General features: G+C 42.2%; 23 protein-coding genes and 2 pseudogenes. 18 read left to right on the forward strand and 7 right to left on the reverse strand.

The genetic code is table 11. The annotated features are described in order from the left end of the window. The first annotated feature begins 27 nt into the window (after positions 1 to 27). Positions 28 to 225 carry a Flp1 family type IVb pilin gene (locus LRL21_RS31140; RefSeq protein WP_240419665.1) on the forward strand — a complete coding sequence of 66 codons (198 nt, stop codon included), beginning with the start codon at positions 28 to 30 and terminating at the stop codon, positions 223 to 225. Between the two features lie 146 nt (positions 226 to 371). On the opposite strand, the pseudogene LRL21_RS31145 reads toward LRL21_RS31140, so the two are convergent. After that, positions 372 to 863: pseudogene (locus tag LRL21_RS31145) on the reverse strand (IS110 family transposase); the annotation flags it as partial. 383 nt (positions 864 to 1,246) lie between these two features. Between LRL21_RS31145 and LRL21_RS31150 the strand changes: the two are divergent. The 11 genes from LRL21_RS31150 (at position 1,247) to LRL21_RS31195 (ending at position 10,434) form a co-directional block, all read left to right on the forward strand. After that, positions 1,247 to 1,732, forward strand: coding sequence for an NUDIX hydrolase (locus tag LRL21_RS31150; protein ID WP_240419666.1), 486 nt, complete (start codon positions 1,247 to 1,249; stop codon positions 1,730 to 1,732). A gap of 192 nt (positions 1,733 to 1,924) precedes the next feature. Further along, positions 1,925 to 2,311, forward strand: coding sequence for a hypothetical protein (locus LRL21_RS31155; protein WP_240419667.1), 387 nt, complete (start codon positions 1,925 to 1,927; stop codon positions 2,309 to 2,311). A 461-nt stretch (positions 2,312 to 2,772) separates the two neighbouring features. Beyond that, a complete protein-coding gene (locus LRL21_RS31160; RefSeq protein ID WP_240419668.1) occupies positions 2,773 to 3,252 on the forward strand; it encodes an NUDIX hydrolase in 480 nt (159 codons plus the stop codon). Positions 3,253 to 3,416: 164 nt separating this feature from the next. Then, positions 3,417 to 3,638 (forward strand): hypothetical protein, encoded by a 222-nt coding sequence (locus tag LRL21_RS31165; protein ID WP_240419669.1) that lies wholly within the window; start codon positions 3,417 to 3,419, stop codon positions 3,636 to 3,638. 672 nt (positions 3,639 to 4,310) lie between these two features. Further along, on the forward strand, positions 4,311 to 6,074 hold the full coding sequence (locus LRL21_RS31170) for a Rieske (2Fe-2S) protein (protein ID WP_240419670.1): 1,764 nt from the start codon (positions 4,311 to 4,313) through the stop codon (positions 6,072 to 6,074). 202 nt (positions 6,075 to 6,276) lie between these two features. Beyond that, positions 6,277 to 6,627, forward strand: a complete 351-nt coding sequence (locus tag LRL21_RS31175) for a hypothetical protein (RefSeq protein WP_240419671.1) — start codon at positions 6,277 to 6,279, stop codon at positions 6,625 to 6,627. A 172-nt stretch (positions 6,628 to 6,799) separates the two neighbouring features. Beyond that, positions 6,800 to 7,117: a nucleoside triphosphate pyrophosphohydrolase gene (locus LRL21_RS31180; protein WP_240419672.1), complete on the forward strand. Its 318-nt coding sequence runs from the start codon at positions 6,800 to 6,802 to the stop codon at positions 7,115 to 7,117. A 494-nt stretch (positions 7,118 to 7,611) separates the two neighbouring features. After that, on the forward strand, positions 7,612 to 8,391 hold the full coding sequence (locus tag LRL21_RS31185; protein ID WP_240419673.1) for a creatininase family protein: 780 nt from the start codon (positions 7,612 to 7,614) through the stop codon (positions 8,389 to 8,391). Between the two features lie 289 nt (positions 8,392 to 8,680). Continuing rightward, on the forward strand, positions 8,681 to 9,169 hold the full coding sequence (locus LRL21_RS31190; RefSeq protein WP_275900985.1) for a polysaccharide deacetylase family protein: 489 nt from the start codon (positions 8,681 to 8,683) through the stop codon (positions 9,167 to 9,169). Further along, positions 9,150 to 9,215, forward strand: coding sequence for a hypothetical protein (locus tag LRL21_RS46950; RefSeq protein ID WP_420832511.1), 66 nt, complete (start codon positions 9,150 to 9,152; stop codon positions 9,213 to 9,215). The genes LRL21_RS31190 and LRL21_RS46950 overlap by 20 nt, the downstream gene beginning before the upstream one ends. Before the next feature lie 82 nt (positions 9,216 to 9,297). Beyond that, the gene (locus LRL21_RS31195; protein ID WP_240419674.1) at positions 9,298 to 10,434 is read left to right on the forward strand and encodes an IS4 family transposase; all 1,137 of its coding nucleotides are present in this window, start codon (positions 9,298 to 9,300) and stop codon (positions 10,432 to 10,434) included. Positions 10,435 to 10,571: 137 nt separating this feature from the next. Here LRL21_RS31195 and LRL21_RS31200 read toward each other — a convergent pair whose 3' ends face one another. From LRL21_RS31200 to LRL21_RS31210, 3 genes are all read right to left on the reverse strand, one after another. After that, entirely contained in the window at positions 10,572 to 11,111 is a 540-nt protein-coding gene (locus LRL21_RS31200) for a TetR/AcrR family transcriptional regulator (RefSeq protein ID WP_240419675.1), read from the reverse strand. Between the two features lie 153 nt (positions 11,112 to 11,264). Further along, positions 11,265 to 12,625 (reverse strand): IS1182 family transposase gene (locus LRL21_RS31205; protein ID WP_240419676.1). Its coding sequence is split into 2 segments (ribosomal slippage): positions 11,265 to 12,055 and positions 12,055 to 12,625, totalling 1,362 coding nucleotides; the frame shifts between segments, so codons are not numbered across the junction. A 154-nt stretch (positions 12,626 to 12,779) separates the two neighbouring features. Then, complete coding sequence (locus LRL21_RS31210; RefSeq protein WP_275900986.1) at positions 12,780 to 13,589, reverse strand: SDR family NAD(P)-dependent oxidoreductase; 810 nt, start codon at positions 13,587 to 13,589, stop codon at positions 12,780 to 12,782. Positions 13,590 to 14,111: 522 nt separating this feature from the next. Here LRL21_RS31210 and LRL21_RS31215 point away from each other — a divergent pair. The 4 genes and pseudogenes from LRL21_RS31215 to LRL21_RS31230 form a co-directional block, all read left to right on the forward strand. Next, positions 14,112 to 14,759 (forward strand): annotated as a pseudogene (locus tag LRL21_RS31215) (transposase); the annotation flags it as partial. 474 nt (positions 14,760 to 15,233) lie between these two features. Continuing rightward, positions 15,234 to 15,845 (forward strand): recombinase family protein, encoded by a 612-nt coding sequence (locus tag LRL21_RS31220; protein WP_240419736.1) that lies wholly within the window; start codon positions 15,234 to 15,236, stop codon positions 15,843 to 15,845. A 48-nt stretch (positions 15,846 to 15,893) separates the two neighbouring features. Beyond that, on the forward strand, positions 15,894 to 16,295 hold the full coding sequence (locus LRL21_RS31225; RefSeq protein WP_240419678.1) for a response regulator: 402 nt from the start codon (positions 15,894 to 15,896) through the stop codon (positions 16,293 to 16,295). After that, positions 16,292 to 16,537, forward strand: coding sequence for a LuxR C-terminal-related transcriptional regulator (locus LRL21_RS31230; protein WP_240419679.1), 246 nt, complete (start codon positions 16,292 to 16,294; stop codon positions 16,535 to 16,537). Before LRL21_RS31225 ends, LRL21_RS31230 begins: the two co-directional genes overlap by 4 nt. Positions 16,538 to 17,033: 496 nt before the next feature. On the opposite strand, the gene LRL21_RS31235 is transcribed toward LRL21_RS31230, so the two are convergent. Next, positions 17,034 to 17,774, reverse strand: a complete 741-nt coding sequence (locus LRL21_RS31235; RefSeq protein WP_240419680.1) for a S16 family serine protease — start codon at positions 17,772 to 17,774, stop codon at positions 17,034 to 17,036. A gap of 382 nt (positions 17,775 to 18,156) precedes the next feature. Continuing rightward, the gene (locus tag LRL21_RS31240; protein WP_240419681.1) at positions 18,157 to 18,486 is read right to left on the reverse strand and encodes a hypothetical protein; all 330 of its coding nucleotides are present in this window, start codon (positions 18,484 to 18,486) and stop codon (positions 18,157 to 18,159) included. A gap of 1,164 nt (positions 18,487 to 19,650) precedes the next feature. On the opposite strand from LRL21_RS31240, the gene LRL21_RS31245 reads away from it, so the two are divergent. Together LRL21_RS31245 and LRL21_RS31250 are read left to right on the forward strand one after the other, a co-directional pair. Next, the gene (locus tag LRL21_RS31245; RefSeq protein WP_240419682.1) at positions 19,651 to 20,037 is read left to right on the forward strand and encodes a hypothetical protein; all 387 of its coding nucleotides are present in this window, start codon (positions 19,651 to 19,653) and stop codon (positions 20,035 to 20,037) included. A gap of 254 nt (positions 20,038 to 20,291) precedes the next feature. Then, entirely contained in the window at positions 20,292 to 20,600 is a 309-nt protein-coding gene (locus LRL21_RS31250) for a hypothetical protein (RefSeq protein ID WP_240419683.1), read from the forward strand. Between the two features lie 272 nt (positions 20,601 to 20,872). On the opposite strand, the gene LRL21_RS31255 is transcribed toward LRL21_RS31250, so the two are convergent. Beyond that, a complete protein-coding gene (locus tag LRL21_RS31255) occupies positions 20,873 to 22,324 on the reverse strand; it encodes an IS1182 family transposase (RefSeq protein WP_240419684.1) in 1,452 nt (483 codons plus the stop codon). Positions 22,325 to 22,452 lie beyond the last annotated feature (128 nt).

Genomic DNA, 22,452 nt, shown 5'->3' on the forward strand with positions numbered 1-22,452 from the left:
ACTACAATAAGGATGGAGTGTGTTTGTATGACGAAAATAAGTGTTGTGAATAAAGGGATTCAGAATTTTTGGAGCGATGAGGATGGGCTCGGGACGTTGGAGATTTTGCTGATCGTAGCGGTGTTAGTTATTGTTGCCATAGCTTTTAGAAAATGGATCATGAAATGGGTGCTGGAGTTGTTTAATGCAACAGGAACAGAAGTAACAACTGATCAAGGAAAATAAAGATCGTTAGTGGAAAATAAAGTCCGTTAGTGGAAAATAGAGTTCGTTAGTGGTTGTTTACTTTTGTGAATTTTAGGTGTTTTTGCTTTTAAGGAAAAGTCATTTGTCTTAAGTCGCTATAATATAAATCACCGGAACAGTCTAGAATCGGGAAAAACCTGATCTAGAACCGCTTGGAATTGCAACTTTATCTGTACATACATTTGGGTAAGTGACTCAAACTGTCGCGTTAAATGGCGGAGATTCAGTAATTCGACTCCTCGTCGTTTATGGTCTTCGAATTCCTCTTTGTAGTACAACTCACATAATCGGTAAGCATCGACAGCATCGGTTTTTACTTTGCGCAGACTCGATTTCTTAGCTTGATGCGAAATGAGCGGATTTACGACGAGAAACAGAATACCGTGTTCCTCCAGGAACTGAATGACTGCCTGATGGTAGTGTCCTGTGGACTCCAATATTACAGTAGGAGCTTTCCCAGCCTTATCTTGTACTTTAGAAATGACGTCTAAGAGCTGTTTAAGACCTTCCTGATTATGTTGAAAACAAAACGGATTTCCAAAAGGTTTGCCTTTGCCCAAGAAGACTTGCCCATCACTTTTTCCTTTTGAAATATCCAGACCTATGACTGGATTCATGAAGCACTCTCCCTTTTAATAAAATTGCCGGTACCCCTAACACTCCTCATAGTTCCACAACATCGCTTGTTATGCGAGATCTAATCGTCTCAACCAGCTTAAACATGGTTTCTATAAGAAGGGGGCAATCAGTTTTAGCGACGGGTTACAGACCCAGGGGAACGAACGATCTGCCCCGGCTACTGACAAATACACCACTAAAACAAAAGTGGTCAACCAGTAAAAACTGGCTGACCTCATAATACGACTGGGAACTATAGCTCAATAAACAATTAAGATGCGGCTGCTGGCATAGATCGGCAGCCGCGTTGTGCCACGGGCAGGATAATGCAAGAAGGTAATTGAATAAATATAGAACATTGCCGATAAAGGAGGGACGTAATATGCCATTTCCAACGCACATAGTATCCGCAGGTGGATTTGTGGAAGATGGGCAAGGAAATATCCTTTTAGTAAAAACTCGTGACGGTGGTTGGGTTTATCCTGGTAGTCAAGTGGAAGTTGGAGAAAATCTGATGGACGCTTTGGTTCGTGAAATCAAAGAGGAAAGCGGAATAGACACCACGGTTAGCTACTTAATTGGTGTCTATTCGAATACAGGTATTTTTAAATGGTATGATGGCGTGACTGATGTTCCTACGCAAGTTATATTTGATTTCGTATGTAAACCTGTTGGCGGGGAGTTAGCTGTTTCTGAAGAAACAACAGATAGCCGCTGGGTGGCGAAATATAGAGTTCTTGATTTCATTACACATCCAGCTATTCGCACTCGCTATCAGGCTTATTTGGAGTTTAACGGAGTGGTAAATTACATGGAGTATGTAACGAGCCCAGAGTTTATAATCAAACACCAAAAAGGTATATCGTAGTAAATTATTTCTCGTTGTTGATCAAACGAGGAACGTTAGCACAATAACACCAGGACGAGGCTGCCAACACGATCGGCAGCCCCCATTACGTTAACGGGAGGTTAGTTCAATATTTTTCAACAACACTTGGGTTATTCCGTGATATAATTAACCAAAAATTTAACAGACCTATAAGGAAGTAAGTATTATTTTATGATAATAAATGAACGTCTTGCTTTTAACTCGGATTATACTTTAGAGGAATTAATCAAATTGCTAAGAATGTCCTTAAGTTTAGATGAATTTCAATTCGATAATGAAAATGAAAATAATTGGGGATGGACGTATGATGAAAATCGAATAGAAATCAATGTGTCAAAGCCATTTGAGGAAGATAAACTATATGAATGGGATTCTACTGTGCCAAAAGGTTGCAATTTTGGTGTAGCTCTAATGAGTAATGATAGCAATTTCAACTTTGATCCTCATAAGTACGATCACGACTATGTAATAAACAAACTCATACCTAAGTACATATGTACAATTGAACAAATAACAAAAACAAAAGTATACTATCACCGAGGTAATCATCTCAAATAATCTGTCTGCGGCTGACTACTCATTAAGCTATAACGGAGAACGATAGTCCAGGAGCATTCCGCGTGGCAGCTCTTCGTTTTTGTTTATTAAAGTAACGGATAGTTTAAGATCAAACGCGGTGAGCCATATCATAAGTAATGGCGAAAAGTAGTGACGCTTTAGGGTACTAAAGGGAATATGGAATAGTGTGAATAAGAGCCTCTAATACCTTTGGTTTTAGGTTTTTTTGTCGTTAATACTTCCATTATGTGGTATTATTGGGTTGATTCATAGATATGGGTTTTGGATTCGTGAATAATATAAAAACACTGGTATTTTCGAAGTTCGCAAATAAGGTGTTATGTGCATTCAGCGCAATGATAAAAAATGAAAGGATGAGACAAGTGGGAGGAACAAAGAGGTTGTTCGTTTCAAAAGACTTCAAAGTAATGGCAATAGTTTAATTAGAAGCAGGTGATGTTTTGCTATCGAAGTTAATAAACTTAATACCTCATGATTGGCTTGTTTACATGTATAAACATGTGCCTTTTAAGAAATTTAAGGACTGGGTTGTGTACAGAGCACAAAATAAGTTCCTTGTATCAGTATTAGGAATTATTACAAATGAAACAGGTCAAGTTTTGTTATTAAGGCATGTATATCGTACAGAGCCGTGGGGAGTTCCGGGCGGTTGGATGGAATTAGAGAAACCTGAAGTTGCTTTGGAAAGAGAAATATATGAAGAAACTAAACTGAAAGTAGAAATTACCGGGCTAGCTAAAGCCATATTTGGACAAAACCCAGTAAGAGTAGATCTAATATTTAGAGGCAGAATTGTTAACGGGACATTTACGCCGAGTGCTGAGATTTCAGAAATGATTTATTGTGATATCGACGATTGGCCAGAAGGAATGCCAAATGAACAAAAAAGACTAATTAAAGAGATGTTAACTAACTCATAAGCTAAATCGAAAAGGTGCTAATAATACCATGTTCCCGCTGTGGGCCTTTCACCCCGTGGTCTGTAGAGGAAACGATAGTTCAAGTCAAACAGAAGTGAAATTTGGATAATAAGCTTGCAGGAAAGAAGGCACCTGAGTGAGAGTGATCGATTTGTCGTTGCCGATTGCGTACTCATGACCATTTATCCCGTCGACTGGAGGTAAAAGTCAAAAACGCATACACGACTTGCTATGTTGTGGCCACCTTTGTTGTCGGCGAACTGTCTGAAGAGCTTGAGCGGGTGTTGTTAGGTATCGGAATTGTGACGTATACGGGGAGACAGGGTTTGGATCGTCTTCCCAACGGAGCAGGGGATATTGAACTCTGGGGAATTGGTTGTATTTGAATTAAGAGTTAGCTGTAATTGACACGGAATAGCCTGAGCACTCCAGTCAACGAACGGAATACCTTACAATAGTCTATTGCTTCTGTTGGTCATAGTAATCGGTATTTGCATAATTCTTATAGGTGAAGGGATAGGAGCTTACGCTAAAAGTAGATATCATCATCCGTTAGACAGCGGATCCTATAACTTACCCTACAGTTACGGGCTCGCTCGAACGCCCAGGTATCAAACACGCAACCGATACATCCCAATAGACTCTTATGAATAGAAGGACTTGGACCCTCGCGGTTTAAGTCCTTCTATTTTAGTGCGCCCAAACATTGGCGTTATCAATAGGGTTCAAGTCCTGAATTGTGAGGCTATAGTAATAGTGTGTTATACGGGATCTGTAGATAGGATAATGTTCTACTATCTGATATGCTTACACTATATTAATATAGCAAGTTTGAAAGAATGAACCGGAAGAACGGCCAGCCAACGCGTACCCTTGAAAGCCTAAAAAGATTTAACATCGGCACGAACTTCTACTTTTGGCGGAGGCAAATAGGGCAAATGAAGTCTTGGCCGGGACATTAAGGTATAATAAATTATGGGAGAGAACACAGAGGGTCCTGATGGGATACGATAGTTGTAGTTTGAAGTGTAACCTGAGAAAAAAAGGAGGCTGTATCGATGAGCGTCAGCTTAAACTGGATTTCAGCAGGCAATTTGGAAGCGCTTAAACAAGTGGGCACAAAGATTATACGTAGCGGTATCGCTGTTTTTTATCATGAAGACCAAGTATTTGCAGTGGATAACCGCTGTCCGCATTTAGGCTTTCCGCTCCATATGGGGAGCTTGTGCGACGGGATATTGACGTGCCATTGGCATCATGCCCGGTTTGACGTCTGCAGCGGCGGTACGCTTGATCCGTGGGCTGACGATGTTCCGTCGTATGAAGTGCGGGTCGAGGGCGGCGAAGTGTGGGTAAATCCGGTTTCCAGAAGAGCGGAAGGCTCGGAAAAATATAAACATAAACTGAAAGAAGGACTCGAGCAAAATATTGGTATCGTCATCGCGAAAGCGGTCGTCGGACTGATCGAAGCGGGAGTGCCAGAACAGGACATCGCTCGCATTGGCATCAAATTCGGTACGACATATGGAACGGGCTGGAACGCCGGACTTACAATTCTTACCGCGATGGCGCAAAGCGTCGACAAGCTGGACAAGAACGGTAAAATACTCGCCTTGTACCAAGGCCTTGTCCATGTTGCTCGAGGCAGCTCGGGCAGAGGAACCCGCCACTTGCTGTCGGCGTTACCGTCGGCAGACGTGCCGTTCGAAAGGTTGACCGAGTGGTATCGCAGCTGCATAGAGGTTCGGGATACGCAGGGCGCAGAGAAAGTGCTGATCACCGCAATTTTGAAAGGCATTGACACGAAGCGACTGTCGGAAATGATGCTTATCGCCGTAACAGATCACTTTTATTTGGACGGCGGGCATGTGTTCGATTTCCACAACAAAGCATTTGAGGTGCTGGTGTGGGCGGAGGTGTTACAAAAGGAGCGGATTTTAACTTCGCTCGTGCCGATGATGGCTCGTCCAACACGGAGCGAGGAGCTGCACCAGTGGCAGGCACCACTGAACCTTGTAGAGCTGATCAAGCAAGCAATCAACGAGCTGGAGCAGAATGCGACTCAGCCGCAGCTCGTTGATGAGTCAACGGATGCGCAGCTGTCTGATGATACGGAAGAGCAATTACTGCAGCAGCTGCTGAGCGATAAGCCGGAGCAGACGATCGCTTTGCTGCGCGACCTGCTCATCGCGGGAACGGCTCCGGCGCAATTGGCGCAGCTCGTTGCCTTGGCCGCCGCGGAACGGATCGTTCGTTTCCATACGCAGAACGATTTTGGCGATTGGATTGCAGTACTCCATACGTTCACTTATGCTCACGCTGTACATGAAAGGCTGCTACAATCAGATGAGCCGCTGTTGCAGCGGGCGATATTTCACGGAGCTGCCAGCGTATATCTTGACCGTTTCTTAAACGTACCGACAGCTGTGCGTCCGAAGCCGTCCGGCTCCACCGCACCGACCAACCATCAGGAGCTGCTCGATTTGCTCGATCTTCGCCAGCAGGTAGGACCGGCCGCGCAATGGGTGATAAACTACATTCATGGTGGTGGTGAGCCAGGAGCGCTACTTAACACGCTTGGCCATGCGCTGTTGCGGGAGGATGCGGAATTCCATTCTTTCCAAATGTATGAGGCCGCAGTGACCGAATACGACCACTGGCAAACGGCGGCAGGCTCTTTTGCCGAGAAGGCCAAAGAAACGATGCTACTCGCCTGCACTCGATACTTGGCGGCACACGCGCCGACCGCGCGTGAGCTCCCGCATACGGCTAAAATTGCCTGGAGGCTGCATAAAGGCGAAAGGTTGTTTGAAGGAGAATAGCAGATGGGCACCCCGCTGGATCGTAGGAGCGCTTTGGCTGGTCCCTTTTTTATCGTGAGAGCATGTGACAACGATTAAGATATAAAGGAGACAGTAACATGTTGTTTTCAAGGTCAACGCCACTCTGAAAAGGCTTGAAACAATGGCTGCTGATAGGTACGTTTGAAGTATAGCAAAAAACAGGTTAGGTCAGCATGGAACAATGGCAAAAAGCGGCTCTATCCCCATCTACGGAAGAGCCGCTTTTTCTCGGATTTCATTGAATGAAAGCGACAGACATCTTAACAAATTTAATGGTTTTTTCCAGATGTCTTGGTCTTCAGGATCACACGATCCAAATTGTGGTATTATTAAGTTAACGAAGCGTAAGGATGGGGACTTGATTCATGTTGAATGGTTTACAGTGATAAAGCGTGAAACGCTCATTAATATGGACGGTGTTTGGAATTTAGTTTTGTCTTGTCAGTCATGTAACAGAGGTGCAAACGATAAGTTCGCGCTGCTTCCGGATATTAAATACTTAGAGAAATTGCATAACGAAATAACTTTTTAATTGATAGTCACCATCCATTTCGCGAAACACTAATTCTACAAACAGTAAAACAGTGAAGGACAGGCATGTGTTTCTTCAACAAATGAGCAAGACTGCTGTGAATTCATTAATACATCGTTGGCGGCCTCAATTTGAGTTAGCGCTAGTATTTTGATCAAATGGGGGGATATCGATGAAAACTTACAACAAACTTATCCGAGATAAAATTCCTCAAGTAATGGATACAAATGGCGTTACTTATATCATTATTAAATTGAACGACCAGGAATACGTTGAAAAGCTTAATGAGAAGCTTCAGGAAGAGCTTGACGAGTACATTGCCTCGGAATCTAAAGAGCAGGTTGAAGAGTTGGCGGATCTAGTTGAGTTGATATATGCGATCCTTGAAAACAAGGGTGTTTCAATAGAGGAGTTTGAGAATATCAGATTAAAGAAGAAAGAAGAACGCGGTGGATTCGAGGAGAAACTTCTACTTTTATCAACCGAATAATTTTTATCTAGGAGGGTGAATTGTTGGGAAAGTATGGGACATGCTGCAGTAAAAGCGATATAAGTGATTGAATCTAAGAAAGCTGACTTGAAAAGAATCTTTACTCTATGGTGTGTATACTCTACAGCATAGGGATGATTTTCGTGCCGATCTCTTGATGCTGCAAGTAGTAATGATAAATCTATAATTGGCTAAATTGCCATATTAATTTGGAAAGTTACCGTCTCGCAGTAGTTTTTAACTACTGAGAGGCGGTTTTTTCCTTAAGATAACGAAAAATGTCGCAGACGGGTTTAAATTTGTTCCTGAATTCCACCATTAGGATCCACTATTGCCCACTTAGGCAAAAGAAATCCCCCGACCTGAAGCTCACTTCTGGCAAGCCGCAAAGTATGGAGTTTGTGTTTGAACACATTACGGGAAATGTATTACAAATATCTAGAAAGAATATACAAATGTTAGAAAATGGTGTAATTTTGATGTGTATTTAGAAAATGAGTATTTTAGGGAGTGTTATTATACTTAATTTTAAGAACACGACAACGGAAATTTTGACTAGTGGGATTGATACAGTTATTTTATCAGTAGGAGCAACAGAACAATTTGGACCGTACTTGCCCATGCATTTAGATACGATTATCGCAGAGTTATACGCAGATGCTTATGGAAGAGAATTAAATGCTTACGTATTACCTACAATCCCGTTTAATACCTCTGAAGAACATGCCAATTTCAAGGGAACAGTAACGGTAAGCCCCAATATTTTAACGGCTATGTTGGAGGAGATAATTTGCAACCTACTAAGACAAGGTTTTAAGAAGTTTTTGGTCTGTACTGGACATGGGGGATCATATTGGGAGCGATCATTCGTCAAGCATATTAACTACAAGTACCCTCAGATTATCTTAATTTCTGCAAATCATAATAATCATATGGCATGGGAAGCGGCAGTTGAAGCGGCAGGTTTTCATGATTTGAGCGAAATGCATGGTGGGCCATTGTCCATTTGCACAGCTATGTGGCTTTGTCCTGAATTGGTTAAAATCAATTCAATGGGATCTGATATACCTACAGAAAACCGTCTTTATGCTGATTACTTAGGATGGGATAAGCTAACGCTGGATGGTTGTTGGGGAAAGTTTGAAGAAGGAATTTATTCGCACGAGGAACTGGCTGAAAAAGGAAAACTATTTTGGACCACATTTATCCAAAAAAGAACTGAAGGCTTGAAACAAATCCTAGAAGAGGGATATCGCCGAAAAACTCAAGAATGATTCAATACAACGGAAAACGGTAGTGGAGGAGGCTTTGCGAAAGCTCCTTTTTTTATTAGTGTACTTTAAATAAGTATTTTGAGAGCAACTTAATAGCTAATTTTGAAGTCTTATTAGCAGGAAGTACGAATAAAGATGAAGGGAAATTCTCAACTTCATCTTTGACTTCATACCAACACAGCGACCTAGAGCCCTTTTTATTAAATTTGCTACTCATCTTTTTTGTGTGAAGGGAATACACCATCATCATATAAAGTAATGAAAATAGTACATTTAGGTGGGATATAGAATGAAATTGAACGGTGCAACGTTTTCGGCTAAACTAAGAGCAGTTTGTCTTACGATTCCGCTCCTTCTATCAGGATGTCAATCTCTTCTTTCAGATTCAACAAGTGTAAGATCCGATATTAATGTGCAAGAAAAGGATCAATCGGTTACAACAGGAGTACAAACATTGGAGGTTAAACCTCCGCCAGAGGTGGATATCCCCAATCTCCCCCCTGATAAGATTGTTGATAACCAGTTAAACCCGGAGATCGGGAAGCCAAAAGAAGAAGCGAATGTTCCCGATTTAACCAAACCACAAAATATCTCAACTCTGAAACCGGTTTATACAGTTGATAAGGGTGGGGTGGCTATCACAATTGATGATGGACCTACTCGGTATACTAAGGAGCTTTTAAAAGTTCTACGTGAAAATGATACTAAGGTAACCTTTTTTCTTTCTAGGACAAAACGCGGCTTCTTACCCCCAATCAGTGACCGAGGCTGTATATGACGGTAATGAAATAGGCTATCATTCTAATTCTCATCAGACCTGTTGAATAACCACAAAATGGTAGAAAAAGAGCCGCCAAATCGGTAAAATGTTTGTACCCCTACAAACTCCCGAAAGGTGGCGACTCCATGAAAAAGTCTACCACGATCCTGTCTATTCTTCAATCCATTTTGAGCCAAGAAGAGGTCGAATCCGTCGTCAAAGAGGTGGGGTACGAGGATAAAGCCCGTAAATTTACGGTACACCAGTTGTTACAGTATTGGTGCACGGCGGCTTACGAAGAATGGCCGAGTTATCGCACGGGTGCCGATCGTGCATCCCTCAGTGGCTTACCAGAAGTTCATTATTACCGGTTTTCAAGTAAAGCGTCCGAAGTACCGTTTGCCGTATTTAAGGAACTCCTTCATTTACTTATCCGTAAGTGCAACCGGGAAATTCGGCGAAAACTGGCTTTCCCGAAGGAACTGCTGCTCATCGACTCCACCACGGTGACGGTAGGTAAAACCCGTTTACCCTGGGCTCCTTATCATGGTGAACGAGCAGGTATCAAATTGCATGTGGCCCTTCAGGCCGAAACGCAGCAACCACTGCAAGTCGTGGAAACCGTCGGCTCCCGACACGACGGACCCGTAAGCGAAAGCCTGACTCCGTCCTCTTTTATCCTGGTGATGGACCGGGCATATGGCAAGCTGGAGCGTCTGGATCGCTATAAAATAGAAGGACAATCCTTCGTCATTCGCCTACGCGACAATATCCATCTGGAAAAACCAAAAGCATTGCGTCGCCAAAGCCCCACGGATTCTCCGGTCATTCGCGACATCACCTGCCAGCTCGGAACCCCTCAATGTCGTTCGGAAAAACGCCATCGGGTCGTGATCTTTCGAGATTTCGAAGGCCGTGAAATCCGAGTGGTGACCGATTTGATGCAAGTAACACCGGAGCAAATCGCGCAGATGTACAAAGCTCGCTGGAAGATCGAAGTCTTTTTTCGCTGGATCAAGCAGCATTTGAACCTTACTACGCTATTCGGCACCACCGAAAATGCCGTGTATGGCCAATTATTTACGGCTTTAATGGTCTATGTTCTGCTCACCAGGTTGTTTGACGCCGTTTCCACGGGAATGCCTCGGCATGCAAGGCTCTCGTTTGTTCAGTTTTCACGCTTTTTCGTTCTTGGTAAGTTACCCGTTGAATGGATTGTTTGTATTCAGCGCTTTATTCAAACGTATGTCTCTGTTGAGATTAGAGTTACAAAATCTGGTTAATCAACAGGTCTGATTTGCCTTGGAACTTGCTGAGTTTTTCAGGAGTAACTACTTAACACTTTATGTAACTCTACGAAGTCGATAAAGAAACACACCGGCGTTCTATGCCGACTTGCACCATAGCATTTCCAAACAGGTTAGCGATAGGTGATCTCAAAAATAGCATCGATCTTGTTTACGATATCGAATGCGCCTTGCTCGAACTTCCACATCACAATGACGCCGATGACAGCTGCTGAGAACGTGTCGAGTAGCTCCTTTGCGGGTTTCGTTGATTGAATTTCTTGGCGCGCAATAGCCTTATTAATTAAAATGATAGCTTGTTCTTCACCGGAAAGATAAGAATAAAAGTGCTTGCCCTCAAGCTCGAATTCCGCCATTAAGATGTGGTACATGAAGTCATGGCCGGCTCGCTGAATGATCGTTGCGTAGTTGATCGCATGTTTTTTTAGAATTTGCTTTGGGGACTCCATATCAAAATCCAAGAAAATGTTCTTCTTAATTTGAGAAGAGAACCAATACAATAGTAAATCGTTCTTGCTTTTAAAATGATGATAAAAAGAGCCGCGCGTTACGTTCAATTGACTGCAAATCAAGTTAATGCTGATTTTCTCGTACCCATAGTCCTTAAATAATTGAATTGCAAAATCGCACATATTCTCTTTAGATGTAATCATTGCACTCAGCTCCTATCACGGATTATACCAAAGTAAGAAAAAAACTTCCCTTATGTCTAAGGGAAGTCAGAGTGTCGAGAAACCCAGTGTCTCAAATTGAGGATGCTGGGTTTCTTTGTTTTTTGGTGGTTTTGAGGGCTATGTAGGGGCGCTTTACCCCTGCATAGCCCTCCTTTCTAGGTGGAGGGCAATCTTCTTCATGTTCTGCACGGCTGCCGTCATCAATGCTTGCTCCGTTGCATTCCGCAACCCCCGCAAACGGCAATAGCGAAACCCGTGGAGCTGTTTGGCATCCGCGAAGCTTCGCTCAATTGTTTCTTTTCGTTTTCGGTACAGCTTCTTGCCTGACTTGCTTAGGCGGTTCAGCCGCACTTGTTCTTTGCCCTCTTCCCAGATATGCCGAGTTACCACTTTTCGCTTATTCTGTGAGCGAGTGCATTTGTCCAGCATCGGACAAGTGGCGCACTGCTTCGGATCAGATGCATAATGGCGGTATCCATCTCGGTCTGTCGTTCTATAGAAGAGTTCTTGTCCCTGCGGACAGACATACAAATTTCGCTCGGCATCGTAAGTAAATTCATGTTTATGATACAAACCCTGAGTCGGGTGGAGCCTTCTATGTGCAATCACGCCAAAGATCTTACGTTTCTCCAGCCCCTTGCAAATCGGTGCCGTCAAATAGCCAGAGTCCAAAGCAATAGCCTCGACCTTGAAATCAAAACGTTCCACTTGCCTGTCCAAACGGTCCAAATAAGGAACAGAGTCATGAACATTGCCAGGCGTGACAAATACATCAGTAATAAGATTAAAATTGACGTCGACGGTGCGGTGGTCCAAGTAAAAAAATCCTTCCGGCTTACCCTCTCGTACCATATAGCCACTGTCAGGGTCAGTCGTACTAACCTTTATCTCTTTGTCCTCGTTCACTTCCTCTCTTGGTTTTAAGGTTTTTTTCCATTTGTCCTCCGGTCTGCTTCTACTGCTGCATTGAGTTCATCCAAATAGGATTTGGTGTTCTCCTTTACCTGTTCACGGGTGTATTTGTGCTTGTTGGCATTCACTTTGACATGCGTTGAATCGGAAATCAGTACTCGCACACCAACCATGCGATGCGAGACGGCTTGTAAAACAATCTCATCAAAAATGTCTTGGAAGATGGTCGTGTCCTTAAACCGAGTCCGCCGATTCCAACGAATGGTGGAGTGGTCAGGAATCCGGTCGCTGAGGCCGAAACCAAGAAACCAACGATAGGCCAGGTTTGTCTGGATTTCTCGTTCCAACTGTCTTTCTGAGCGTATGCCGTAGAAGTAACCCAAGTAGATCATCTTGAACAGCACGACAGGATCAACGGCTGGCCGACCGTTGTCCTCACAATACAAAGGGCGGACTTTCTCGAAGATAAAGGAGAAATCAATATACTTATCAATTTTACGAAGCATATGGTCACTTGGAACAAGATCTTCAATGGACACAAACTCGTAACTCTGTTGTTTATCACGATTAGAACGCAGCATAACAGCACCGCCTATTCGATTTGATATTATGATATTATACCAAATTACCGCGGTGCTGTGTTAAAATAAAAGGAGATAAAGAAAGCTGTCGAGACTTTCTCGACAGTCTGACTTCCCTTATGTCTAAGGGAAGTTTTTCTTTTATTGCTGTGAATTACTCCAGGATCTCTGGGTGAGCCCATTGAACCGGTGTCACCTTGCCTGCGTGAGAGGCAGCATCGATCAGAATAGCGGAACCGCTGATATAGCGCGCTAAGTCAGAGGCCAAGAACAGGGCCAAGTGACCAATCTCCTTAGGATCGCCAAGTCTTCCATTTGGGGATAAGATTTTCGCGTATTGAGAAATGACTTCCTCAGGTGCTTGCCCCCAGATAGACGTTCGGAATGTTCCCGGACAAATCGCATTGACGGGGATGTTATACGGCGCGTAATCGAGAGCGGCGCTTTTCGTCAGACCGACCACACCGTGTTTCGCGGAAGCGTAAGTAGCCATCGAGCTGTTGCCTAGTACCCCTGCTTGAGAGGCAACGTTAATAATGAACCCGCCAGATGACTTGGTCTTCAGAATTGCTTCGACGGCGAACTTAATTCCAAGAAAGACGCCACGAAGATCGATAGCCATTAATCGATCGAATTCAGCAACCGAGAATTCATGTGTAGGCCTGCTCTCAGCGGCAATTCCGGCATTATTTACAAGACCGTCTAATCGACCGTAGGTCGCGACGGCGAAATCGACGAGTCCTTTAACCTCATCTTCCTTGCTAATATCCGTTTGGTAGAAGTGGGCCTCTCCGCCTTTGGACTTAATCTCTTCAACGACTTGTTGACCCTTTTCTACATTGATATCGGATACTACAACTTGCATGCCATTCTCAGCGTAGCACAATGCGATCGCTTTGCCGAGGCCGTCAGCTGCGCCGGTAACGATGGCGACTTTGCCCTTCACACTGGAAAAATCGGTCATAGAATATTATCCTCCTCATAAAACATACATGTGTATGTTTGGATTATATTTTATTTCGTATCCGCTGTCAAGCGAGCTTGCTTCAATAGTCGTCAAAGTTCCGTCGTAGAATTGTTAATTGACAGATAGGCGCTGATGCAGTGAGTAGTCCTTGGGAATTTGCGATGAATGATAGACGCTTATAATCAAAATATTTAGATCCCCCTGGGATTGAATAGGAAGAAGGTCCGCAATAAGGTGTAGGCTTGAACTCCGAAAGCTGGGCACGATCACTGGGGCTGGTTCTTTTCTTTTAGCTATAAGAAAATTTCATTGAGGGACGGGGAACGCTAGTGTGGCATCGTCTGTTTAGTTAGTTACCCCTGAAAAAGTCCAGGAATTTGAGCAAATTTAAAGGAATTCCGTGCCTCAAAGTGGAAGTTGTTATTGTCGAGATAACAAAGTTCCAAACCCCGAGGGAGGAATTCCTATGTACAGGAGTTCAACAGAAACCCTTGGGAATCCTTCCTTGAGGTGAAGAAAATGTTGAAACTTCGCGAAGAGCAACTCACGTTATGGCATGCAATTCTTCCAGAAACGGTTCGAAAGCTACCTTCTGAGCTAGCCATCATCGATGAGCTTTTAGATGACGAGCGTTTCTTGCAAGCCTTTGTCACGTTACATCCGCCATGCAAAAAGAGTGGTCGACCTACTTTGGCGGTTGAAAGATATCTTCGACTCATGGTGCTCAAACATAAATACAACTTAGGCTACGAATCGCTTGTGAAAGAAGTCGGTGATAGCATCACTTGGCGGATATTCTGCAGAATTGCCATCGATGAAAAGATGCCGGATCCGTCCACACTCATCTATGCCCGCAAACGCTATGGCGACAAGATCGTCGAAGACATCAACGCCGCGCTGGTGAAGCAGTGCGAGGAAAAAGCGATTCTAAAGACCCGTAAATTTCGTACCGACACGACCGTCGTGGAATCCGACATCCACCATCCAACAGACGCCACGCTGCTGCAGGATGGCGTAAAGGTCATGACCCGAATCATTCAGAAAATCCGGAAAGTCGCCTCCCATGCAGTGCAAGGTTTCGAAGACCGTACGGTTGAAGTCAAAAAACAGATTTTGTCCATAGCCAAAGTCCTGCGCCGCCGCACGAAAGAATCATGGGAAGAAGTGGGGTAGGATGAAAACTTCATCGTGCAAATGCCCCGTAACCGCATACTGACAAAGAAAAAACAGGCTCGATTACAAGCCTGTTTCTTCATTTGCTGGGAAACGAATTGAAGATTTCAACAAGTATAATTTTGCTCATGCGAATGTGGCTGATGTCCTTGCTTTATATAGAAGCAATTTTTGTAAAGCAGCCTCTTTTTTTCATGATGTCTCACTTCATATTATAATCCGCTAACTAACTTAATTACATATTATATTATGTTAACTATTATTCTGTTATGCTACAAATTTAGTAGCGTGCCAAAAAGCATACTTTTGGGCAGATAGGAAAATGAATTGAAATGGTGTGCCAAAAAGTGGTAAAATGAATTTAGGCACGTGACAATAAAAAAATATATATTATGGCACACTTTTGTGGAGGATCGATAATTGGTTTTAGAAAATGAACGTTCTTATCAAATTCCTATAACTCAACAGATGAAAATGGGATATGGCCGAGTTTCGGCCAAAGATCAAAATCCGGAACGGCAGCTTGTAAAGTTTCGAGAGATAGGGATTGAAGAGCGATATGTGTTTGTAGATAAATTAAGTGGGAAAGATTTTAATCGACCACGATATCAGATTATGCGGCAAATGATTCGTGAGAATGATTTAATCTACATAGATGCGTTAGATCGATTGGGTCGAGACTATGACGGAATCATTTCAGAATGGAAGTATATCACCAGGGAGGTAAAAGCGGATATCGTTTGCTTAGACAATGAAACGTTGTTTGACTCCAGAAAATTTCGAAATATGGGCGATTTTGGTAAAGTAATGGAAGACCAGTTTTTAAGCTTGCTTGCTTATGTGGCCGAGCAGGAGAGGAAGAAGAATCGGCAGCGGCAAGCTGAAGGTATAGAGGTTGCTAGAGCGGAAGGTATTAAATTTGGCCGACCAAAGCTAAAAACCGATGACGCATTCGTTAGAGTGTATCAGGAATGGAAATCTGGGGCGATAACAGCCACAAAGGCCTATAATCAGTTAGAGATGAAACCAAGAACATTTTATAGACGTGTGAAGGAATACGAGAATGATATGATTAAATGAGGTGTTAAATTTATGGTGATAGTTGTCTCACCATACTAACGAGAGGGGATGCACATCACGAATGATCAGAAATTAAAAATTCTGGTGGTTGATGATCACCGCTTTGTGGCTGAATCAACTAAGGCAATTCTTATGGATATTGATGGGATAGCATTCGTGGATAATGCAAACGATGAGATGCAATGTATGAATAAAATTCTGGATTACCCTCTTCCTGGAGAGCAGGGTACAGAAGTTTTCGAGAGAATTAAGCGTGAATACCCATCGACCAAAATTGTTGTTTTTACTGATTTGGAAGTCAAGGAAGTGTTAAATTGTTTTGTTTCCTTGGAAGTAGATGGTATTCTTTCAAAGAAAGATAATATCAAAAGTTTGAAAAATATGGTTGCCTGTGTCCTTGATAATCAGACGATGATATCTCTACTTCACTTCTGCGGCACATTATCATGATGAACTCTTATACTTCACTAGAAAATGCATCTTTGACCAAAGAAGAATTACTGATTATGCACATGATTATCAAAGGATACAAACAAGATCAAGTCGCAGAAAAAATTTATGCAAGCAAGCGCTCGGTGGATAATTATTTTAAAAAAATTTATACCAAGCTCAAAATCAATTCAAGGTTGGAAGCTATAAAAGCATTCGTTAAAAGTGATCATTATGATGAAAACTTCATCATGGAAAATTGAAGCATTAGTAGAGTACACGGTAATTATACCTTGATCAGCAACTCATTCGGAGGGGAATAAACCTTTGTTTTATCATCTATCTAAATATTAAAAGAAGTTTATAAAAATTGTTGTTATCTATTACGTTCTTTTGCTTATGATTGTACTCATAACAGATAATGTTTTTTTACGGTAAAGAGTACAAAGAATAGTTATAAGTATGATAAAGATAGAGTGCATATGGACTCAATTAAAGGATCGGATGCAGTTTTGTGTGGCCAAACTTCGGCAGTAACCAGGAGCTCATTGGCAGTGTCCTCCGTAGACAGATGCGCGGATCTCGAGCTGTAGGTCGTTGGATGACCAGTAACTGGTGGCCAAAAGGTCTGCAACGACCCAGGAGATCGAGATGCATGTCTAGATCCGACGACGAATACTCAACATTTTAGAAGTGGAATGAAACGATAATACAGATGTCTCATTATGAAACAGGCCGCTGTGTTATTTCTGACAAGTATTAAAGATGAGTAATAAAATCTAAGGCTTCTTTATAGTTATTTATAAGTACAACATGAGTCTTAATAGGATGTGTTGAAAGATAATTGAGGTATTCATTTTCATTATTACGAGGCACAAAAGTGTAGTCACATTCTGCACGATCAGCTGCCAAAACTTTTAATGCAATACCACCGACAGAGCCAATCTGACCATCAGGAGCAATAGTTCCTGTTCCACATATTCGTTGTCCACGCAGAAGATCCTTCTCGCCTAGCTGATGAATAAGTTCTAACGCCATCATAAGACCTGCTGATCCTCCCGCAGCGGTTGTTAAAAAAGGCTCATCATCCTCTATTATGATGTTTAAGTGCGCTGACGCTACAAAAGCAGCATTCTTCTGACTTATTGATTTACCTTCTTTACCAAAAAGAGTTTCAACCGGATACGAGTAATCCTGTTCTTTAAACCCAACTGAGTGAATCATAGCTATTGCTGGAATTTGTCGTTTAGCATAATCATTCAATGCCTGCCTAACTTCAAATCCATTTGCGTAAACAATGCCATCCCCAACTGTAGATAGTTTATAAAAATGGTTCTCTTTTTTAATATAGGGTTTCTTTATTTCTGAAGCTAAGCTAGTCGCTTGAGAACCACTATAAACCGTATATGTAAATGGGATTATTTCGAATGATAGCATGAAGCATAATGGTATAAATGGGAATATTAACGTGAAAGTGCTACATTTTATAATTTTTTTCATTAATGCATCATATACCTTGGGGTTCTGCCGTTGCCTTTTTAGGCTTCTATAGATTAGAAATTCGATATAGATTAATATAACGAAAATACCGTATAGGGCAGTTTGTACATTTTGGCTAATCATAGGCATTATTATATTCTCCTTATAATTTATGAGCACTTACCGAGAACTGCTAAAAATTTTTTTGGCAGTTTTTCGTTGTCTGAGATCACCAGGTTGCCAATTCGATTACCGAAACTACGAGAAGTTGATTGCATTGAGGTATTCATCAGAACTGCAATTTGAAAATATAAAAATCCTAGATAGTAGGATCTAGGATTTAATCGTTCATCACGAAGTGAGAATGTGTACCTTATGGCAATCGCCCTTCGCGGGCAGAATTTTAGGCGTCCTGGACATTACTATCTTTATAATACAAATAAAACCTTTGGTTATTGCCATGGTTTTTAAAGTAGACCCATATTTTCAATCGTTCATTATTATCGGCATAATCTAAACTTTCAATATCAGTGTATACAACAGAATAATTTTGATTTTCATCACTTACAACGAACTGAATTTGGCTATTTTCTTCAGACACTTCAAAGCTATGCAATGTGAAAAAGTCTTCTGCTCGTGCTGTTGCATTAAAATCAAGTTTTAACTTTACTTTTTTATTAACTGTGTTTAATGTCTGTTTGAATCCTTCTTCGACATCTTTAAATTTAGACATTTAATCAGTCCTCTCAAAATATTTTCTGTGATATTCCAGGCTTTCATGTCCGGGTAGTGGCGGAAGCCATGGAAGTTTGTATGATTCTACCTATTGTTATTGTTGCTAATATAACTAATTTTAGCAGGCCCATGATCGAAGTAAATAAGGACAATGTCACCATTCAACAGCGTAAGTTGTTGCATGTTATTGTGCTTCCCATTATAAATTCCACTGCCTTCAAACCAACCAACTGCATTTCTTTTAAAAGCGTTGTATATGCATCTTCTGTACCATTCCAAGAGTTCTTAAATACACGAGTACCAATAATTGTAAGTGAATAACATTGATCTTCAAAAAACTCGTGCAGCCCAGATTCTGTAATCTTTTAATTAATTTCTGTTAGCATTCGCAACCTCCACAGTCATATCGACATAGTTCGTTTTCGATGAACAAAGTTCATACATATTATATCATAACTTAGATCCAAATAAGGGAAAAAGAGGTACGATTTTATGTAATCGGAAATTTAGGTTGACGCAGAAGAATGAATATTATTTCGAGGTGAGCATGTGAGGCTTGAGGGAGCTGCACAGCAACGGAAGATGGCCTTCCCTTGTATCGTTTGTGACCAAGCACTTGCACATATTAGGAAGTAATCACGGAACTGCCGCGATCGGGCGCATGCTGGTGAGCTGCTGGCGTTAGTCACGAACTGCTACGCGATATCCGCGCGGCATATCTTCCGGAACGAAACTGCCACGATCGCGCACATCCTAGTGTGTGCTACTGGTGTTGGCCACCTGCTGCGCGATATCCGTACGTACGGCACGTCTTCTGGAACGGAATGCCGCGACCGGTCGCAATACTTCACAACGCTCTTGCAATAAATATTGTCCTGTGTCTCTACATTAAAAATGGGCACTCAATGTGATTTGGTCTCCCATCATTCACATGGGCATTAAACTATCTTCGGAATTGACAAGCGATAACGCTTAAGATATATATTGATTTACATAAGCGTTATCGCTTGTGCGAATCAAAGTGGCTACGACTCTCTTTAAAGAGGCTTGATGAACAATGAGACACGTCATTAAAGACAAGAGCTTTTGTCTTATCTCCTTCTAGACTCGATACGCGATATCGCTTATTATGTATGGATAAGACAAAAGCAAGGGTGAGAATATGACTAATGATAAGAATATATTGAATCCACTTGAACACATTATGGATGTTGAGGAAGCCACAAAAGTGTTGGGACTTCAACCGTCTACTGTCAAGGATTTATGCAGATTGAAATATGAAAAGGAAGGGAAGGCCATTAAAAAGGGGAATACATGGATACTGGATATCTATCAGAATCCTATGGAACCACTTAAACAGATTATGGATGTTGGAGAAGCCGTTGAACTTTGGGGACTTAGACCGTCAACTATAAAGGACTATTGTAGAACGAAACTTGAAAAAGAAGGAAAAGCAATTAAAAAAGGAAAGACTTGGATTCTTGTTAAGAATCAGCCAAACCCCGGAAAACCCGATCACCCAAAAAATTGGAGGGCAAAAAAAGAGTAGGGTGAATGTAACAGTGCTAAACAGAGGCCCTGTCGTAGTCCGTTTTATTTTTGGGTATCTTACTATCTCGAGGAAGAATAGTGTTAGGGTTCTTCCTTTTTTGTGTTTCCCAGGCCAGCCGGTTATAAAACTTGCCGGTCAGTAGATTGATTTTCTTCGTTCAGATGATTGCTAGCCGATAAATTTGTCAGGTGCAAGCTGGACTAATTTGTTGTACCTTTATTAATGGTAACAAAATATCGTAGGGGTAATTCGTGAACCGGCATTCCGTGTTTGAAAATTATGGGCTCAGTAACTTTAACTTCCCTAATTCAAATGATCGAAGAACATTTGATTCATCAATTGAAAGTAACTATGTCGTCGAGTCGGGAGATGATGGATATTTCATACTGGACGACAAAAACAAATTGAACATAAGGGCAATAAAGATGATGGAAGATTTAGAAGGGTTATTACAACAATGGACAGATGAGTATCCTGATGATGTGGATTTTGAGGATTATGAATGTAGTCTAAGAGAACCTAAATTCTGGGATGAGTGGTTGGAAATAAATGTGCGATAATTTTCGTTCATTCTTTTATTGACAAATTGTGAGATTGGTTTTTTGTGAACGTCAATTTCGCGGCAGCAGATTCTGATCTATTTTTAAGTAGGGTAGGTGTCTACTCGCTCAAAAATCTACTAAGCCATTACGAAAAAAGCCGACCCGAGTGTGGGAGGCCACTGAAGAACTGATGCTTTTTTCAAAAGGCTGGTAAGTTCCAATTAAAAAGAAGACATCCCTACCCAAATATTGGGCTAGATGTCTTCTTTTTTGCTGTTATACGATCATCCTTACTCCGCTATCTTCAATATTCGTTTTAGGTTTACCGCAAATATGGCCATCGCACCTTGCAATTGCATTCCAAGCAGACCCGAGGTTGTGGCGACATCGTACCCGTGTCTATGTTTGAGTTCACTGTTCTTCGCTTCAATTTTGTAGCGTTCCTTGGATTTTGCCTTGAACTCCTCCGTTTCCTGGAATGCCATTTGTTCCGAGTGTTCTTCGGATTTAATAGTCACGGAGTAGGTCTTGGTTTTGGCTCCTTCTTTGTAGCAGCCTTCTTTAAGTGGGCAATGCTTGCATTTCTCCACATCAAAATAGTAGGTGTCTTGCTGGTTCTTGCCTTGGCCCTTCTTGCCCTGACGGGCTTTTCGTATCGCCAAATGACCAGCCTTACACACGTACATGCCTGCATCCTTGTTGAACAGAAATTCGTCTTCTTTCTTCCGGCCGCCCTGCGTAATGAGTGGATTGAGCCTTGCAACAAGCTCCATTTCGTTCTTTTTCGCGTATGCGAGATTTTCTTTTTCAGAATAGGCGGCATCGCCGATGACTGTTTTCACTTGCATTCCAGTTGCCTGGCTTTTTTCGATTAACGTCTGCAATTGCTTGCCGTCATTCTTCTCGCCAGTCGTGATCACGGCTGCCGTTATAATGCGTTCCTCAGTCATGGCTAGATGTGTCTTGTATCCAAAGAAAGCAGAATCTGCACTTTTGTGCCCTACCTTTGCATCCGGGTCCGCTGTTAAGCGAAGCTGCTCAACGTCGTCCTCCACCGTTTCCTTCAGCAGGTTGAGCGGCTCCAATACTTTCGGTACGAGGGCGATCCCGGACTCGGTCTCAATGAAGGCGATGAGCTTCTCACAATACGCGATCTCGTCCTCGAGTGCGTCGTTCATGTTCTTTGTTGGCATGTTAGCTTTGACCGTTTCGTTTATGGAGTAAACGGCTTTCCGCAGTTTCCGTGCTTGATCTTGCAGGATCTCTCGCGGCGACTTCTGGTTGTAGCGTGCTTTCGTATGCGTGGCATCCACAATAATGGACGTGCTCTTCAAGATGTCCTTCTTGAGGGCTAGTTCCACCGTCTTGCCAATAAGCATGTCCAGTAGGTTAATGTCGGTTAAACGAAGCTTACGAAATTTCGTCAGAGAACTCGAATGGATTACCGGATCTTCCGGCGCCATGCCGAGGAAATATTTATATGACATATCGTACTTAGAGCGCTCGACAAGATCTACGTCAGATAGCTCGAAAATCGCCTTAAGCAACAAATACTTAAACATACGAACAGGGTCAATCGCGTCACGTCCATTATCCAAACAATACTTTGATTCCAATTCCTCATATATGAAGGTGAAGTCCACCAGTTCGTTAATTTGACGGAGCATATTATCCTTTGGCACGACGATATCATACAGTGCCATATAAGGACTCAGAACTAAGGTTTGTTGTTGTCGAATCATCCGCTCTCACCCGCTTTTCATAATGAATTAATTATACGGTAAAAAAGGTACAGCCTCTTCAATTTTCTTGAAGATCTGTACCTTTTCCTAAAAGATGGACTTTTTCAGTGGCCTCCGAGTATGGTGCG

The sequence above is a fragment of the Paenibacillus periandrae genome, assembly GCF_022458865.1.
In the GTDB taxonomy this organism is placed as follows: Bacteria; Bacillota; Bacilli; order Paenibacillales; family NBRC-103111; genus Paenibacillus_S; species Paenibacillus_S periandrae.